At 68.7% G+C, this 16,353-nt stretch carries 16 protein-coding genes and 1 tRNA gene; 6 read left to right on the top strand and 11 right to left on the bottom strand.

Translation table 11 applies throughout. From position 1 onward, the window contains the following. Positions 1-26: 26 nt before the first annotated feature. From EW117_RS01430 to EW117_RS01420, 3 genes are all read left to right on the top strand, one after another. Complete coding sequence (locus EW117_RS01430; RefSeq protein ID WP_129782920.1) at positions 27-530, top strand: MarR family winged helix-turn-helix transcriptional regulator; 504 nt, start codon at positions 27-29, stop codon at positions 528-530. Further along, positions 527-2,134 (top strand): MDR family MFS transporter, encoded by a 1,608-nt coding sequence (locus tag EW117_RS01425; RefSeq protein WP_129782919.1) that lies wholly within the window; start codon positions 527-529, stop codon positions 2,132-2,134. The genes EW117_RS01430 and EW117_RS01425 overlap by 4 nt, the downstream gene beginning before the upstream one ends. A 158-nt stretch (positions 2,135-2,292) precedes the next feature. After that, positions 2,293-2,838 (top strand): MarR family winged helix-turn-helix transcriptional regulator, encoded by a 546-nt coding sequence (locus tag EW117_RS01420; protein WP_129782918.1) that lies wholly within the window; start codon positions 2,293-2,295, stop codon positions 2,836-2,838. A 15-nt stretch (positions 2,839-2,853) separates the two neighbouring features. On the opposite strand, the gene msrB is transcribed toward EW117_RS01420, so the two are convergent. Beyond that, positions 2,854-3,261, bottom strand: coding sequence for a peptide-methionine (R)-S-oxide reductase MsrB (msrB, locus tag EW117_RS01415; protein ID WP_129782917.1), 408 nt, complete (start codon positions 3,259-3,261; stop codon positions 2,854-2,856). Between the two features lie 113 nt (positions 3,262-3,374). Next, complete coding sequence (locus EW117_RS01410) at positions 3,375-4,892, bottom strand: DEAD/DEAH box helicase (RefSeq protein ID WP_129782916.1); 1,518 nt, start codon at positions 4,890-4,892, stop codon at positions 3,375-3,377. Between the two features lie 190 nt (positions 4,893-5,082). On the opposite strand from EW117_RS01410, the gene EW117_RS01405 reads away from it, so the two are divergent. Next, complete coding sequence (locus EW117_RS01405) at positions 5,083-5,850, top strand: M50 family metallopeptidase (RefSeq protein ID WP_129782915.1); 768 nt, start codon at positions 5,083-5,085, stop codon at positions 5,848-5,850. Between the two features lie 94 nt (positions 5,851-5,944). Here EW117_RS01405 and EW117_RS01400 read toward each other — a convergent pair whose 3' ends face one another. After that, positions 5,945-6,229 (bottom strand): iron-sulfur cluster biosynthesis family protein, encoded by a 285-nt coding sequence (locus EW117_RS01400; RefSeq protein WP_129782914.1) that lies wholly within the window; start codon positions 6,227-6,229, stop codon positions 5,945-5,947. A gap of 222 nt (positions 6,230-6,451) precedes the next feature. Between EW117_RS01400 and EW117_RS01395 the strand changes: the two genes are divergently transcribed. Both EW117_RS01395 and EW117_RS01390 read left to right on the top strand, forming a co-directional pair. Then, positions 6,452-6,524 (top strand) — tRNA-Lys (locus EW117_RS01395). A 1,384-nt stretch (positions 6,525-7,908) separates the two neighbouring features. Then, positions 7,909-9,003: a Fic family protein gene (locus EW117_RS01390; protein ID WP_242504026.1), complete on the top strand. Its 1,095-nt coding sequence runs from the start codon at positions 7,909-7,911 to the stop codon at positions 9,001-9,003. Between the two features lie 59 nt (positions 9,004-9,062). Here EW117_RS01390 and EW117_RS01385 read toward each other — a convergent pair whose 3' ends face one another. The 8 genes from EW117_RS01385 to EW117_RS01350 all read right to left on the bottom strand — a co-directional run bounded on the left by EW117_RS01385 (position 9,063) and on the right by EW117_RS01350 (position 16,346). Beyond that, positions 9,063-10,007, bottom strand: coding sequence for an SRA domain-containing endonuclease (locus EW117_RS01385; protein WP_129782912.1), 945 nt, complete (start codon positions 10,005-10,007; stop codon positions 9,063-9,065). 119 nt (positions 10,008-10,126) lie between these two features. Then, on the bottom strand, positions 10,127-11,311 hold the full coding sequence (locus EW117_RS01380) for a tyrosine-type recombinase/integrase (protein ID WP_165362403.1): 1,185 nt from the start codon (positions 11,309-11,311) through the stop codon (positions 10,127-10,129). Between the two features lie 10 nt (positions 11,312-11,321). After that, complete coding sequence (locus EW117_RS01375) at positions 11,322-13,130, bottom strand: ATP-binding protein (protein WP_129782910.1); 1,809 nt, start codon at positions 13,128-13,130, stop codon at positions 11,322-11,324. Then, positions 13,127-13,339 carry a helix-turn-helix domain-containing protein gene (locus EW117_RS01370; RefSeq protein ID WP_129782909.1) on the bottom strand — a complete coding sequence of 71 codons (213 nt, stop codon included), beginning with the start codon at positions 13,337-13,339 and terminating at the stop codon, positions 13,127-13,129. Before EW117_RS01370 ends, EW117_RS01375 begins: the two co-directional genes overlap by 4 nt. Positions 13,340-13,386: 47 nt before the next feature. Beyond that, the gene (locus EW117_RS01365) at positions 13,387-14,361 is read right to left on the bottom strand and encodes a bifunctional DNA primase/polymerase (protein WP_129782908.1); all 975 of its coding nucleotides are present in this window, start codon (positions 14,359-14,361) and stop codon (positions 13,387-13,389) included. 147 nt (positions 14,362-14,508) lie between these two features. After that, entirely contained in the window at positions 14,509-14,886 is a 378-nt protein-coding gene (locus tag EW117_RS01360; RefSeq protein WP_129782907.1) for a hypothetical protein, read from the bottom strand. A 31-nt stretch (positions 14,887-14,917) separates the two neighbouring features. After that, positions 14,918-15,244, bottom strand: coding sequence for a hypothetical protein (locus EW117_RS01355; RefSeq protein WP_129782906.1), 327 nt, complete (start codon positions 15,242-15,244; stop codon positions 14,918-14,920). A gap of 1 nt (position 15,245) precedes the next feature. Next, positions 15,246-16,346, bottom strand: coding sequence for a hypothetical protein (locus tag EW117_RS01350; protein WP_129782905.1), 1,101 nt, complete (start codon positions 16,344-16,346; stop codon positions 15,246-15,248). Between the last annotated feature and the right edge of the window lie 7 nt (positions 16,347-16,353).

The raw sequence follows: 16,353 nt of genomic DNA, 5'->3' as shown, positions 1-16,353 counted from the left end.
CTCTAAGCAATCAATTGCGAGGCACGATGACTTCCACACCCAGCGGGACGCCGTCCGGCACCGAAGCGCCGGCCGTCGCCCTGATCTCCGCGCTCCAGAGCCTTTCGCGCGCCCAACGGGAAGCGGCGGCACGGATCGCCCACGAGCTCGACTGGCCCCGGTCCGGCGTGACCGTGCTGCACCTGCTCACCAAGTGCGGCCCGGTCTCCCTGACAGATATCGCGGCGCACCTGCGCGTCGACCTCTCGGTCGCGAGCCGCCAGGTGAGCACGCTGGCCGACGCCGGTTACGTCGTCCGCACGGTCGACGCCGACGACCGCCGGGTCCGCACGGTCGAGCTGACCGACGCAGGACGCGACCTCGCGGCCGAGGCCTCCGAGCAGTACACGAACATGATCGACCGGGCCTTCGCCGCCTGGACGCCTGCAGACCTCGACGAGGCGACCCGCATGCTGGACCGCCTCATCGACGCCATCAGCGCGGACACCGCGCACCGGAGATCGCCCCAGAACCAGCAGGAGTTTGCATGACCAGCCCCAACACCCAGTCCGTCGTGGTCGAACCCGACCACCTCCAGGGCGAACCGCCCGCCATGACGCACAGCGAGGTTCTCCGGGCGCTGTCCGGGATCCTGCTGGGCATGTTCGTCTCGGTCCTGGCGATGTCGGTCGTGTCGTCGTCCCTGCCGAAGATCATCACCGACCTGGAGGGCAACCAGTCGGCCTTCACGTGGGTGGTCACGGCGACCCTGCTGACCTCGACGATCTCCACCCCGATCTGGGGCAAGCTCGCCGACCTCACGAACCGCAAGACGCTGATCCAGATCGCGCTGATCATCTCGGTGCTGTCGGCGGCCGCCGCCGGGTTCGCGCAGGACACCGGCCAGCTCATCACCTTCCGCGCATTCCAGGGCATCGGCGCCGGCGGCCTGCAGTCCCTGTCCGCCGTGCTCATCGCCGACATCATCAGCCCGCGCCAGCGTGGCCGGTACATGGGCCTCATGGGCTCGATCATGGGTATCGGCATGGTCGGCGGCCCCGTCCTGGGCGGGTTCCTCACCGACGCCATCAGCTGGCGCTGGAACTTCTTCGTGGGCCTGCCGTTCGCGGTGGCCTCGATCATCGTGCTGCAGCTGACGCTCAGGCTCCCGACGCGGCCGCGCGGCTCGGCCCGGATCGACGTCATCGGCGCCACGCTGATCTCGGTCGGCATCGCCACCCTGCTGCTGTGGATCACGTTCGCCGGCACCGAGTTCGACTGGCTCTCCTGGCAGACGGCGGTCATGGTCGGCGGCTCGCTCGTGGTCCTCGCGATCGCCGTGCTCGTCGAGCTGCGGGTCAAGAACCCGCTCATCCCGATGTACCTGTTCAAGAACCGCACGCTGGTGCTCGCCGTCATCGGATCGGTCGCCGTGGGCGTCGCGATGTTCGGCTCGTCGGTGTTCCTCAGCCAGTACATGCAGCTCTCGCGCGGCAAGACGCCCACGGAGTCCGGGCTGTACACGATCCCGATGGTGGTCGGCCTGTTCCTGTCGTCCACGGTGAGCGGGCAGCTCATCTCCAAGACCGGCCGGTACAAGCCGTACATGGTGGTCGGCGGCGTGCTGCTGACCGGTGGCCTGCTGCTCCTGTCGACCCTGGACTACAAGACGTCGTTCGTACTGGTGTCGATCTACCTGTTCGTGCTCGGCGCGGGCGTCGGAATGCTCATGCAGAACATGGTGCTGGCCACCCAAAACACCCTGCACATCAAGGACTCGGGCTCGGGTACGTCCACCGTGACGTTCTTCCGGTCGCTCGGCGGCGCGATCGGCGTCTCCGCGCTCGGCGCGATCCTCGGGCACAGCGTGAAGGTGGGCCTGCAGGACGGCGTCGCCGAGATCGCCCCGGAGCTGGCGAAGCAGGGGATCGACCCGGCCGCGCTCGGGTCCGGCGGCAGCACGCTGCCCGACCTGGCGTCGCTCCCGCCGATCCTGGTGGAGGTCGTCGAGAAGGCGTACGCGAACGGTATCGCCGACATCTTCCTCGCCGCCGTCCCGCTCGCGCTGATCGCGCTGCTCTGCGTGTCCCTCATCAAGGAGGTGCCGCTGGGCCACCGCTCGGGCATAGACCAGCTCAAGGACCTGAAACCCTGACCCGTCGTTTGGTTGTGGGCGTGATCGTTGCGCCTCAAACGGACGCGTAGTCGCAACGATCGCGCCCACAACCAAGCCGAGTCAGAAAAGGTGACTGGCGCGGGGGAATTCGAGCCCTCGGGCTGGGCTCCCGGCGCTCGACGCGTCATCATGGGCGCATGCTCTCGAGTACAGGCAGGTCCAGCACGGACACGTCCGAGGCGCCGGACGCCGGCAAGGGTGCCGACGACCAGTCCCTCGGCGACGACGGGGCCGGCCTGGGGCCGTTCGAAGGACTGGAACGTGAGATCCGGTTGCTGATCCGCCGCGCGCAGTCCTCGGGGACGTCGATCGCCCGGCGGGTCCATCCCGAGCTCGACGCCAGCGCGTACCCGCTCCTGGCACACATCGCCGAGCGGCCCGGCGCGCGCGGCTCGGACCTCGCCACGTTCTTCGGCGTCGGGCGCGCCACCGTGTCGCGGCAGCTCAGCCGCCTGGTGGAGCTCGGCCTCGTCGAGCGCACCGTCGACCCGGAGGACAGCCGCGGGCAGCGCATCACCCTGACGCCCGACGGCGCCGAACGTCTCGACCGGGCCCGCGCCAGCCGGGTCGCCATGCTCGAGGGGGCGCTGGCCACCTGGGAGACCGAGGACGTCGCCCAGCTGGCCAGGCTCCTCAACCGCTACTCGGCGGACATCGTGGCGTGGAAACAGAGCGGTCGCTGACCGACCTGCTCGTCGTCAGCTCTCGTCGAGCTCCTCGAACGTGAGGCTCACCGAGTTCATGCAGAACCGGTCGCCGGTCGGCGTCTGCGGCGCGTCGTCGAAGACGTGGCCCAGGTGCGAGCCGCAGGTCGCGCAGCGCACCTCGGTGCGCACCATGCCGAGCGAACGGTCCTCGATCAGCTCGACGGAGTCACCGGCGAGCGGGCTGTAGAACGACGGCCAGCCGCAGTGCGAGTCGAACTTGGTGTCCGACCGGAACAGCTCGGCGGAGCACGCACGACACCGGTAGACGCCGGTGCGCTTCTCGTCGAGCAGCTCGCCCGTCCACGCGCGCTCGGTGCCCGCCTGGCGCAGCACCGCGTACTCCTGGGCCGAAAGCTGCTCGCGCCACTCCTGGTCGGACTTCGTCACCTTGTAGGTCATCTCGACACCTCCGCGCAGTGCAACTCCCAGTCAGGGTGGGCTGTTCCCACCTTACGAACACGTCAGGCCTGCAGATCACTCGAGTGATCTGCAGGCCTGACGAGTACGAGCCGCTAGCTCGCGGCGGAGGCGTTCGGGTTGCCCGCCCCGCGGCCGCGACCACCGCGACGACGGCGGCGGGGAGCGCCCGCGCCGTCCGGCCGCGGGAAGTGGTCGGCAGCGGTGCGTCCGCCGCCGGACGCCGGACGACCGCCGCTGCGCTGCCCCGACGCCGAAGCCTGGCCGGCGCCCTGGCCGCGCGCCTGGCCCTGACGGCCGCCGCCCTGACCACCCTGGCCGGCCTGGCCGGTGCCCTGACCGCCGGACCGCGAGCGCCCGCCCTGCCTCCGGGGCTGGCCCTGACGACCCTGCGGCTGCGGGGCCGGCGGCACATACTCGACGTACGGCGCGACCTCGCCGACCAGGCTGGTCACCGTCGCGTCGCCGGGACGGACGTCCTGCGGACGCGCGGTGATCTTCGCCTTGCGGGTCAGGTCACGCACGTCGCCGCGCTCCTCGGGCAGCATGATCGTCACGACGTCGCCGCCGGAGCCGGCTCGCGCCGTCCGCCCGGAGCGGTGCAGGTACGCCTTGTGCTCGGCGGGCGGGTCCACGTGCACCACGAGCTCGACGTCGTCGACGTGGATGCCGCGTGCGGCGATGTCCGTCGCCACCAGCACCCGCACCTCGCCGGACGTGAACGCGGCGAGGTTGCGCTCACGCGCACCCTGGCCGAGGTTGCCGTGCAGGTCGACGGCGGGCACGCCCGCGGCGGTGAGCTGCTTGGCGAGCTTCTTGGCCTGGTGCTTGGTCCGCATGAACAGCACACGCCGGCCGGTGCCCTGCGCGAGCTGGTGCACCACGTTCTTCTTCGCCTCCTTGTCGGCGACGGCGAGGATGTGGTGCGTCATCTGCGGGGGCGGCGCGGCGGCGTCGTCCACGGAGTGGGTGACGGGCTGGTGCAGGTAGCGCTTGACCAGCACGTCCACGCCGTTGTCCAGCGTGGCCGAGAACAGCAGGCGCTGGGTGCGCGCCGGCGTCCGGTCGAGGATCCGCTTCACGCCGGGCAGGAACCCGAGGTCGGCCATGTGGTCGGCCTCGTCGAGCACGGTGATCTCGACGTCGTCGAGCGTGAGGTGCCGCTGGCCGAGCAGGTCCTCGAGCCGGCCGGGGCAGGCGATGACGATGTCGACGCCCGCGTTCAGCGCGGTGACCTGGCGCGACTGCGCCACGCCGCCGAAGATGGTGGTGGTCTTCAGGCCGAGCGCCTGCGCCAGGGGTGCGATCGACTCGTCGATCTGGTTCGCGAGCTCACGGGTGGGCGCCAGGATCAGCGCGCGGGGACGGCCCGACGCACGCCGCGACTGCCCCGCCGCGGCGGACCGGGCGCCGGACGTCGCGAGGCGCGTCACGACCGGCAGCGCGAACGCGAGGGTCTTGCCGGAGCCGGTGCGGCCGCGGCCGAGCACGTCGCGACCGGCGAGGGAGTCCGGCAGCGATGCCGTCTGAATAGGGAACGGCGAGGTGATGCCGCGGTCCGTCAAAACGCCCAGAACGGGCGCGGGCAGACCGAGGTCGGCAAAGGTAGTCAAAGGAGTTGGGCCTCTCGGGCTCGGTGGCGGCGCGTCTCGCGCCGGTGGTCCGCCGTGCTCACACCAGGCGGCGGGGTGCTAACCCGGGCCGGGGCCACGACGTCGGGCGGCTGAAGCCGCCCACGACCACCCACTATCTCACGTCATCGTCACCACTGGCTGCGGCGAACGTCACGTTCGGTGTGGTTCTATGTGCCGCATGATTCCCGCAGCGACCAGCTCCGCCGGACCGTTCGCCACCATCGGCGACGTGCTCGGCACCATCTGGACCAACGCGGTCACCCCGGTCGACCCGCCGTCGAACCTGGTGGTGCTCGCCATGTGCGCGATCGCCCTGGTGGTGGTGCTGTTCCGGCCCCTGTGGCACGTGACGCGGCACGTCATCACCATCGCCCACGAGGCGTCGCACGGCCTCGGCGCGCTGCTGACGGGCCGCAAGCTCGAGGGCATCCGGCTGCACTCCGACACCTCCGGCCTCACCGTGTCGCGGGGCAAGCCGCGCGGCCCGGGCATGGTGATCACGGCGTTCGCCGGCTACGTGGGACCGGGCATCATCGGCCTCGGTGCGGCGTGGCTCCTCAAGCTGGGCTACGCCGTCGGACTGCTGTGGCTGCTCGTCGCACTCCTCGCGCTGCTGCTCCTGCAGATCCGCAACTGGTTCGGCCTCTGGTCGATCCTCGTCAGCGGCACGGCCCTGGTGTTCGTCACGTGGTTCCTGGAGCCCGACGTGCAGAGCGCCGTCGCCTACGCCGTGACGTGGTTCCTCCTGCTCGGCGCGGTGCGTCCGGTGTTCGAGCTGCAGGTGCAGCGCTCCCGCGGGCACGCCCGGACGTCCGACGCCGACATGCTCGCCCGCCTGACCGGCGTCGCCGGCCTCTTCTGGGTGACGCTGTTTCTGCTGGTCACCCTGGGCGCGCTGGTGCTGGGCGGCTCGTGGATCCTCGGCGTGGCCCTGTAGGGCGGTCCGAACAGCGACGAGCCCCCGAGCGGCTGCCTGGCCGGCAGCTTCTCGGGGGCTCTCGACTGTGCGGCGCCCGGAAGGGCGCCGGGAGTCACGCCTTGGGCGTGAGCACGAAACCCGGACCCTCGGCACCGGGGTCGGTGTCCAGGGTCAGCGTCTCCAGAGCAGGGGCAGCCTGCGCCTCGACGAACACGTTGGTGGCACCCGAAGCGTCGACGACCTGGTCGTCGGGCTGCGGCGCCGGAACCAGCGCGAGCTCGAAGTTGCCGGGCTGGCCGGACGCCTGCGCGATGCGCAGCCCGCCTTCGACCGGCACGCCAGCCTGCTGAGCGAGGTCCTGGACGGCCGTACGGGCATTGTCGGTCACGGTGAGCACGTTGAGCTCCTCACATTGGTTCTCCGCGGTCCCGTCCACCGAACCAAGCCCACCCCCTCACCGCAAGCGTGAGACGCGTTTAACCCGATATCTCCCGGTGGGTGAGACAGCGAGTGACAAGCGTCGCGAGAAGACGTAGGTTGCCCCGCTCGACCGCATCTACGACACGACCGGTGCTGACCGGTAGGCTTTCTACTCGCGCCGCCCGGATGCCGGGCGCGCGGGCCTCTAGCTCAACTGGCAGAGCAGCGGACTTTTAATCCGCGGGTTCCGGGTTCGATCCCCGGGGGGCCCACCGTCGCCCCAGGTCAGAAGCAGTTCCCGACCTGGGGTGCCCGGGTTATCGGGCTCACATCCAGCGCATACCCACCGCTTACGTCCGACGCTCGCTCGTTTGCCAAGTTCTCGACTAGCTCCCAACCTTGGTATGAGGCTTGAGGCTCCATGGGTGGACCGTTGCGGGCATCGATCCCGCATGCGGCACTGACGCAAGCCCTCAGGCGTGGGCGGAGAGTTACACGGTTGTGATCCCAAGTGGATGTTCGGTTCGCTTGGCAAGTTCGCGAACATCCCAAGCTGGGTTACCAGTTCCTTGGCGAACCAAGTGGAAGCTCGGTTCGCTTGGGTTGTCCGAGACGAGCCAACCGGAAGCAACCCGATGTTCCCGGAGTCGGAGTCGGGAGCGTGCCGATGCTCGTAGACCGGGAGACTCGATGCGGAGCGTCCCCCGGAGTTACACGGTTGTGATCCCAAGTGGATGTTCGGTTCGCTTGGGAAGTTCGCGAACATCCCAAGCTGAGTTACCAGATCCCTGGCCAACCCAAGTGGAAGCTCGGTTCGCTTGGCAAGTTCGCGAACATCCCAAGCTGGGTTACCAGTTCCTTGGCGAACCAAGTGGAAGCTCGGTTCGCTTGGGTTGTCCGAGACGAGCCAACCGGAAGCAACCCGATGTTCCCGGAGTCGGAGTCGGGAGCGTGCCGATGCTCGTAGACCGGGAGACTCGATGCGGAGCGTCCCCCGGAGTTACACGGTTGTGATCCCAAGTGGATGTTCGGTTCGCTTGGGAAGTTCGCGAACATCCCAAGCTGAGTTACCAGATCCCTGGCCAACCCAAGTGGAAGCTCGGTTCGCTTGGCAAGTTCGCGAACATCCCAAGCTGGGTTACCAGTTCCTTGGCGAACCAAGTGGAAGCTCGGTTCGCTTGGGTTGTCCGAGACGAGCCAACCGGAAGCAACCCGATGTTCCCGGAGTCGGAGTCGGGAGCGTGCCGATGCTCGTAGACCGGGAGACTCGATGCGGAGCGTCCCCCGGCGTTACACGGTTGTGATCCCAAGTGGATGTTCGGTTCGCTTGGGAAGTTCGCGAACATCCCAAGCTGAGTCACCAGATCCCTGGCCAACCCAAATGGAAGCTCGCTTCGCCTGGGTCGTCCGAGACGAGCCAACCGGAGCAACCCGATGCTGGGCCAGCGCTCTGCGCACGCCAGGACCTAGTCTGCAAGGGTTGTCTGGCTACTGAGCGTCCCAGAAACCAACTAGACACGGCAGTTGCTTGTTAGAAACCAACTGATCCGACAGTAGAGTTGGTCTGTGGACATCGAACGGTTCGCTGCTAGCCCGATCGGGGCGCTGCGCCCTATCCGGGGAGTCGACGGTCGCTATAAGAGGCCGTACGAGCACATGGCGTACGCCCCTGACCCACTGGGCGACGAGCCGGTCCTAGAGCCGGCGACCTGGCGCGCCGTAACGAGAGCCAGTCGCGCCATAGCGAAACTGGACCAGGCGTCCCGTCAAGTACCCAACCCGTCTCTGCTGCTTCAACCGACACTTCGGCGCGAAGCGCAAAGTACGTCGGCGCTAGAGGGAACGTTCGCACCGATGGAAGACGTGCTCGCAGCCGATGCGGCCGAGCCAATGCGAAACGAAGCGCTCACAGAGGTCATGAACTATGTTGCCGCCGCTTCAAGAGCCTTTGAATGGATATCGAAGTACGGCGCACTCTCCGTGTCGCTGATTGAAAACGTCCATGGCGTATTGGTGAAGGGCACCAAATCGGAGACGGTTGATGCGGGGCGCTTCCGCACCTGCCAGGTCGCGATCGGTAGTTCCAATGGGTCGGTCGAGAGTGCTAGATTCGTTCCGATTCCACCCGGGGTTGAACTAGAAGCGTCCATCAGAGATCTCGTGGACTGGATCAACCCCACCAAGGATCGAGAGCCGCTAATCGCTGCCGCGATGGCGCACTATCAATTCGAGTCACTCCACCCGTTTAATGACGGGAACGGCCGAATTGGCCGACTTCTGATTGTCCTACAGTTGATGATCGACGGGGAGATTAGCGAGCCGCTGCTGAGCGTCTCACCCTGGTTCGAAGCCAGGAGGGTCGAATACCAGGAGCACCTGGCCGAGGTTTCGGCAACCGGGGACTGGAATCCATGGGTTCGATTTTTTAGTGCGGGCATTGAAGCTTCAGCCATCGATACAGCGCAGCGCATAGATCGAATGCTCGACATCCAGGAGGACTACCGCGCGCGTCTTCAGGGTGCAAAGATCCGTGGCGGACTTGCTCGCGATATCGTGGATATTCTTATTAGTTCGCCGTATGTGACTGTGCCCAGCTTGGCGCGGCGATTTGGAAAGTCCCAGCAGGGTGTCGATCTGGCCGTGCAGAAGCTAGTTGACCTCAAGATACTTACCGGCCCGCACGGGACATACAATCGGATGTTCATGGCGAACGACATCTACTTGGCGATTGTCGACCCCGTCCAGTCGTGATCGCATGCGGCAGCTGATCGGCGGCGCTGGCGATGACCGCAGTCACTTCACGGCTAACTTCACAGGTCAGTCAGGCCAGCTGCCGTCACTCGAACGAGGCTGCCGTTCTCGCGTGCCACAAGGTCGAAGCCAAGAGCGTGAATCAGCTCGACCAAGTCGGGGGCGGGTCGGACAGGCAGCACCACACAGCAGTGTGTTAGGCCATTGACGAAACGCCGGTAGTCGAAGAGCTGACCGATCGCGACTCGCACCATGTTGCGAGTGCTAGTGGCCTTGACCTCGTAGAGCACGCCGTTCGTAGAGTCGAACGTGTCTGTCAGTAGTCGCACACTCGATTCCGGCACCGATAAGCGGAGGCGACCGACCTTGCGACCGCCCGACCGAAGAGCAGCTTCGAGCTCTGCCATCAGCTCGGCCTCATGGCGCTCCGCGACCGTGCCCTCTCGGGCCGCGACGTCGTACGCCTGCACCACGTTGTTCTCGGGCGGCAGGAACTCTTGCGCCGGCACGGCCGCGGGAAGATCCGACAAGGTCTCCTCAGCGGCCGGCGGCTCTGCCTCGACCGGCAGTAGCTTGAACACCAGAACGGTTCGCTGGAGCCCGTCAGAATCGAGTGACTCCTGCCGGCGCCATGGCGCGCTCGGGTCGAGGCGGAAGGAACCGATGTATCGCTGCGGCTTGCCGCCCTTCTGAGTGGCCTCCGGCACCGCTTCAAAGACGCGAAGGGCCATCTCCCGACTCGCGTGGTCGCGGATCGACCGGTTGCCCCGTATGAACTCCTGATCGCCGTGCTGACCATCGCCGGTGTAGTAGAACGCCCCATCGGCCGCCCAGCCGTCGAAGTTGTAGCCGTGGCGCCGGCCCACTGCTGGATCGGAGTAGATCATCACGTTCTTCGACGTGGCCGAAGACGAAATCCCATTCTGCGGCGACCCACCGAACCGCTCGGCAACCTTGGCACGAGTCGTCACTGTTCCGATCGCTATATCCCAGTCTTCAGCCATATCGCCAAGGTAGCCGCCACCACTGACACGGACTCCCGCGAGCGGAAGCCGCCGAGGGCCGCGGGCACCAGAATCAAACGCTATTCCGGTACCCGCGGCCCGATCAGCTGGCGTGACTCTCAGGCGCCGAACTGTTCCAGAATCTCCCGCTGGTCCGGCCCCACGTCCGGCGTCGCGACGTAGTACTTCGCCGTGATGGCCGAACTCGCGTGCCCAAGCTGCTTTGCGGCAGCCGCAATGTCCGCGCCCCTCTCCACAGCCGTTCCGACGCTCTTACGGAACGTGTGCGGCGTGATCCACGTCCACTTTGGGTGCTGCTCGCGGAACTTCCGCCACTGCTTCTCGACCGTGCTTCCCTCCCGGAGCCCCTGCACCGCGGAAGGGAACACCAGACCGAGCGGCCCCGGCGGCACCTCGGCAGCACGCCGTTCCAGCATCGCCATGGCGAACTTCGGCACCAAGTAGCCGCGCGGCTTCTTGCCCTTCGTCGTGTCCTGCCGGAACAGGCCAACGCCCTTCTCCCGGACCACGGTGCCGGTCAGGTAGACGATGTGCTCGTCAAGGTCCACCTCTGACCAGCGCAGCGCCAGCGCCTCCCCGATGCGGCACCCCGTGGCGAGCATGACGTCCACGAGGTCGGGGAGGTCTCGTGCCACCGCCTTGGCGTCATCGGCGAGCGTCGCGCGCAGCTCGACGACGCCGGCGACATCCAGTGCGCGAACGTCCTTGGATAGCGTGGCGGGAACCGGGGTGACCGAGCGCGCGGGATTGACGCTGATCGCGTCCTCACGCACAGCAGTGTCCAGCATGCCCTTGAGGCAGGTGAGCGCGATCCGCGCATTCGCCGGGTGCTTTGCCGCCTCAGCAGCTACCCATGCTTCCAGGCGCGAGACCGTGCACTCACGCAGGCGGAGACCGCCCAGACCAGGGGCGACGTACTGCTCCGTGATGTACCTGTAGGTCTGGCGCGTTCCGACCGCCCGGCCGCTCGGATCGACCTTCGTTCGCAGCCAGTAGTCCGCAAGGACTTCCAGTCGCGTGTCTGCCGTGATCGTGTCCGACGAGGTGCGCTTCCGAGTGGTGAGCTCGGTCTGGAGACGCTGCTCTGCGTCAGTGCGCGTGCCGCCCCACGCCTCGACAGGGCGAGTGCGGCCGTCGTTGTCGCGGAACCTGCAGCGCGCGGCCCATCGGAGCATCTTGACGGGGACCTGGTGGCCATCCTGGGTGTGCCAGGTCTTACCGCTACCGACGACCCGAGCGCCGTTGTAGTACGGGGTGGTGTTGATCTTGCCGTGGGTGCCCACGGGCATTGGCTTACGCGACATGGTCAGTGACCTCCAGGTTGGTGGCTTCGTGCTTGGGGCGGCATCGAGTGGTGTAGCCGGGGCCGGCCAAGGGCTCGCCGCACTCCGGGCAGGCGGCGACCTGAGATGGTCCGTATCCGTCCCCCGCAACACCCGCACCCCCGTTTGTGCTGGTCAGAGGGTTGCGGCGTGCGGGGGTTGCGGGGGTTGCGGGTGTTGGGCTTGCGGGTGTTGCTTCGGGCGACACCCGCGCTTGACCCGCAACACCCGCATCCCGCAACGCTGTGACCTGGGCATACGGAGGTTGCGGGGGTTGCGGGTGTTGTTCCCGCACTTCCTCAGGTGGCGTGAGTGCCCAGACGGTGACCTTCTGCCGGTTGTGCGCTCCGAGGTCGTCCACGGTCCAGCCGGCCGACCGCAGCGCCGGCGCGTTGCGCTTGAGCACACCGGCCACGCCGCGCGCGCTGCGTGGCCACGATCGCGGGGGCTTGCCATCGGGCTGGACCAGGTCGAGCAGATCGGCAGCTGAGCCCTCCCAACGGGCCGTCACGTGTTCGGCGATGGCGGCGAGGAACGGGTCAGAAGTGACGGCGTCCAGGGCCAAACTGTTGGCTTGGTCGCTGTACGCAGTCAGGGAGTCGGTGCCGTGGATCTGGTCCAGCGCTGCGAGGACCATGGCGAAGTCGGCCATGCGCGGCATAGTTCCCAGCCGGACCGAGGGCATCCGTGTCCTGCAGGCCCGGACCTGGTCCAGCAGGGCGCCGAACACGCGCGGGTGCGCTGATTCCCATGCGGTGGCGAGCTGCGATTCCGGCCGGCGTCGGTCCTCGGTGATCCGGTCCAGGTTGACGACGATGGACCGGTCTGCGAGGTCGGGGGCCATGGCGCCGACGTCAATCCCGTTCATGAGGATCACGCGGCGGAACGAGAACACGGAGAGCCCGTCGTCGCTGTACAGCTCGCGGCGCACGTCGCCGTCACCGGTCACCGCCCGGCACAGCGAGTCCGACAGCCACGGCGGGATCGTGCTCAGGTTGTCCAGCCCGACCACCCACGAACCCTGAGCAGCGGTCACCCACCCGTCCGCGTCACGAGGCGGCTTGCGCAGCGGCACCGGAGACGGGTCAACGAGCTGCACCAGGTTCTTCGTCGCGGACGACTTCCCGGTGCCCTGCTCACCCAGCAAAGCGAGCATGGGGTGCGGGATGTGCGCCCAGCCCAGGGCAGCGACGAGCCACCCGAGCACCAGCGGCTGGTCAGCCTCGGTTACGTTCAGCAGCGCCCACAGGTCGTCCAGGCTCCCGCCGGTCTCGGGCATCGGCAGGGCACCGGTCAGGGCGGTGCGGCGGAACAGGACGGGGGCCTCGGTGACGACGGACCAGCCGTCGACGCCGACGCGCACGACGTGTTCGGCGGCGTCGCCCAGGTCGATCCAAGTCGCCCCGCCATGCTCGGCAACGCGGACATGCACCGCTTCCGATTCGGCCTCGGTAGCGGTGCCTTGGAGCACGAGCAGCGCATCAGCCAGGGCCTGCTGACCGGCAATTGCCCCGGTCTGCTGCCGGTACGCCTTGGCGAGCTCGGCGCGCAGCGAGGACCGCCCGCCGCGCAGCATCCGCACCACGTTCCCGCCCGTGCGAGGCACGGCGTAGGCGTCGCCGTCCGGGGTGCATCCGAGGTCGTAGCGCTGCAACGCGAGATCCACAAGGACCGAGGCGGCGGTCTTCTTCTCCGGGGCGCCATCGGCCGCCACGGCAACAGCCGCGGGGTCGGGCGTGGGGGTGTCGGGCGCTGTCTGGTTCGGCTGCGGGGCGTTCATGCTGCGCTCCGGGTGAACTGCTCCTCGACCCACGCCTCGACGTCGGCGAGTCGGTAGCGCAGGTGACGGCCGATCTTCACGCCGGGTGGTGTCGGGCGGCCGGCGGAGCGCTGTACGTACAGGCTGCGGACCGGGATGCGGAGCAGGTCGGCCACCTCCTGCGGTGTGAGCAGCACTTGAGCGACGGGGGCGGCAGTGTTCGTGGTCATGACGGTCTCCCTCTGCGGCGTGCGCGGACGTGGTCGGGTGAGCGAGGTCATGCGGCGGTACGAGGCTTGGCGGCCCCGCGACGGAAGCCGGAGCGGACCGTGGCGAATGCCTCGGCCTCGGTGAACGCCCCGGCGGCGATGTGGCCGGCGCACGCGTCGAGCAGCGTTCCGGTGGCGTCGGCCTCGGTCAGCGAGCCCCCTGCGATCAGTTCTCCGAGGCAGCACGCAGCAGCGAACAGGGCGTGATTGCGGCCGCCCTCGGCGGCCTCGCTCACGTGCCGCGCCTCACTGGTCAGCACGGCGCGCAGGTAGGCGGAGCGGTGCGTGACCGGGCGCAGCTCGCGCGGGCTGACCGGTGCGGCCGGGCGGGGTGTGAGTTGCTTGACCAGCCAGGCGGGCAGCGGGGCGGCCTGGTCGTCGGCGGTGACCTCGTAGCGCCCGGTGTCGGTCACGGTCGGCGGGGCGACGACGTAGCCGCCCGTGCCTCGGGTGTCGATCAAGGCGCCAAGGCGACCGGCCGTGTTCCCGAGGGGTGTGGTCAGGTGCTCGCTGGTGTAGTACCGGTGCACGCCGCCCGATGGCGTGGTCACGGTCCAGGTGGCCGGGAGCGTGGCGCCGTCGTGCGCGGCGACGAGGGAGGCCAGGTTCTCCTCACCCGACGTCGGAAGCGCGGCGGCCGTGCCGGGCTTGGGGGTGTCGGTGTCGATGACCAGCAGCCCGGAGGGGCCGCACGCGATCCCGACCCCGTAGGCGGCCGTGGTCCATGCTCGAGTGATGCGGTCGGGGTTGGTGGTGGCGCGCTGTTCCCAGCCGGTGTGCCCGGAGCGGCACCACGGGTCGGTGTGGTCGCAGTCGGTGGCGGTGTGACGCGGGGTGGCCGGCCGTTTGCTGCCCGGGGTCAGGGGGAAGACGTGCCATCCGCGGTTGGCGTACTCCAGGGCCGTGGCCAGCAGGACGCCACGGTGGTGCTCGGCGGTGGTGCTGCCCGCGTGCGTGCTGGTCCAGCGCGTTGCTGTGCTCATCTCGGGCGTTCCTCTCCGATGATTCGGCCACGTGAGCGGCCTGTTTTTGGCATGGGTGGGGTAGGGGCACGGCGGGTAGCGGTAGCGGCCCGCCGTGCCCTCAGTGGTGGGTGTGGAGGGTGTTTCGGGGGTGCAGCGTCGAGGCTGCTACCCCGCTACTTCGGCGGAATCACGCCGTTCTGGCGGTAGCGGTGCCGCTACCGGTAGCGGGCCTCTCGCTACCGTTCGCCGGGTGCTCGACGAGGCCGGCGGGGGTGGTGGGGCTACCTCGGCGGGTGCGGGACCGAGGGCGATCCGGGCCATGAGCAGGACCAGCGCGGCGGTGAACGCGGTCACGGCGACCACGGCGGCGAGCGAGGCGACCAGGTCCAGCCCGAGGGCCGTTCCGGCGACGGTGAGGCCCATCGTTGCGACGAACACGGCGCCGGTGCGGCGAACACCGCGCTCGACGGCGGCGACGAGGGCGCGGGCGTCGCGGACCAGGTCGGCGTACTCGGTCGGGCTCATGGTGTCGTTGCGGTTCATGGTTCCTCCTGCGAGTAGCGGGCTATTGGAGTCAGGCGGCGGTGTGCCAGTGGTCGGGTAGCTCCTCTGCCTCGGCGGCCCAGAGCCGTTCGGCCCAGGCCCGCTCGAATGCCTCGACGGTCAGGCGGGGTGTGGTGGCCCAGAACTCGCGCAGCTCCTCCGAGGCGTACGCGGCGGCGAACGATCCGCCGGTGAGGAACAGGCGTTCCTCGCTGACTCCGGCGGCGCGGCCGCGCGGGTTGAGTAGGACGCCGTTGGTGGCGTCGTAGGCGGCGGCGATGTGGGCTTCCAGGTAGTCGCCGTACTCGGACCGCATCGCGGCCCACTCCCGGGCGGCGCGCTGGAAGATGGGCGACATGTCACGCCGCCTCAGTGTCGGTGTCGGCACTGGTGTCCGTGTCGGCCGTGCGGGCGTCGGACAGCAGGCGGCGCGCGGTCCGGTCGGTCACGTGGTGCCCCTCGGCCGCGAGGGCGGACAGGGCGTCGCGCGCGGTGGCGTCCGGGTTGGCCTCCAGCAGCCCGGACACGATGCCCAGGCGGACAGCCCGGTCAGCGCTGGTGGGTCCAGCCGTTCGGACCGTCCGGGCCGCCTTGGGCCGGACAGCGGCCCGGACAGTGGAGGTGGTTTGTCCGGCCGCCGGCGTGGCGGACAGTCCGACCATGCTCGTTGCGATGTCCGCCAGTTCGGCCCGGACAGCCTCAGTGGCTCGGTCGGTGTAGTCCGGCCCGGACAGGTGGTCGGACATGACCGGGGTGGACACGTATCCGGCGACGCGGTTGTTGGCCTCGATGTGCAGGCGGGCGACGTCGGTCACGGCGTCGGAGACGGCGGACAGGGAGTCGAGCCACCCGGACACCTGGTGGCGCATCTCGGAGGGCGGGACGGTCCGCAGGGCGACGGCGCGGGCCTTGCGGCGGCGTGCCTCGGCCCGGACGATCGACCGGCGGGCGGCCCCGGATCCGTCGTTGAGGGTGTGCAGGCGGACGGCATCCTCGGTGGTCAGAAACAGGGCGTGCATGCGGGCGGTCTGCCGCATGCTGGACCAGGACGCGCCGGTGGCGAGGTGGCGGTCACCGATCAGGGCGAGGTGCCACATCAGGGCGGCCAGCAGCGGCACGATGAACCGGAACGCGACCGCGCCTGCTGGGTGCCCGAGGTAGACCTCGTGCACGGCGGCGAACACGCCGGAGGCGGACGACAGCGCCCACGTGAGGGTGAGCAGTGTGCCGCCGGGCCGGTTGTCCCGGGCCGCCTCCCGCGCCAGCAGGGCCACGGTGACGAGGGACAGCTCGAACACGCCGGCCGTGGTGTAGGCGGTGACGGGGTCCATGCCCAGGACGTCGATGCCGAACCCGACCATCGCGAGGTAGGCGGACACGGTCGAGATGACGGCGACGGACACCGCTCCCCCGAGGACCAGGCGGCGTGAGCCGCCAGGCTGAGTGTGGTTGGTGCTCATGGTGGTG

This window comes from Promicromonospora panici, assembly GCF_900608595.1.
Taxonomy (GTDB): domain Bacteria; phylum Actinomycetota; class Actinomycetes; order Actinomycetales; family Cellulomonadaceae; genus Promicromonospora; species Promicromonospora panici.
This window is presented reverse-complemented; position numbering and strand designations above follow the sequence as displayed.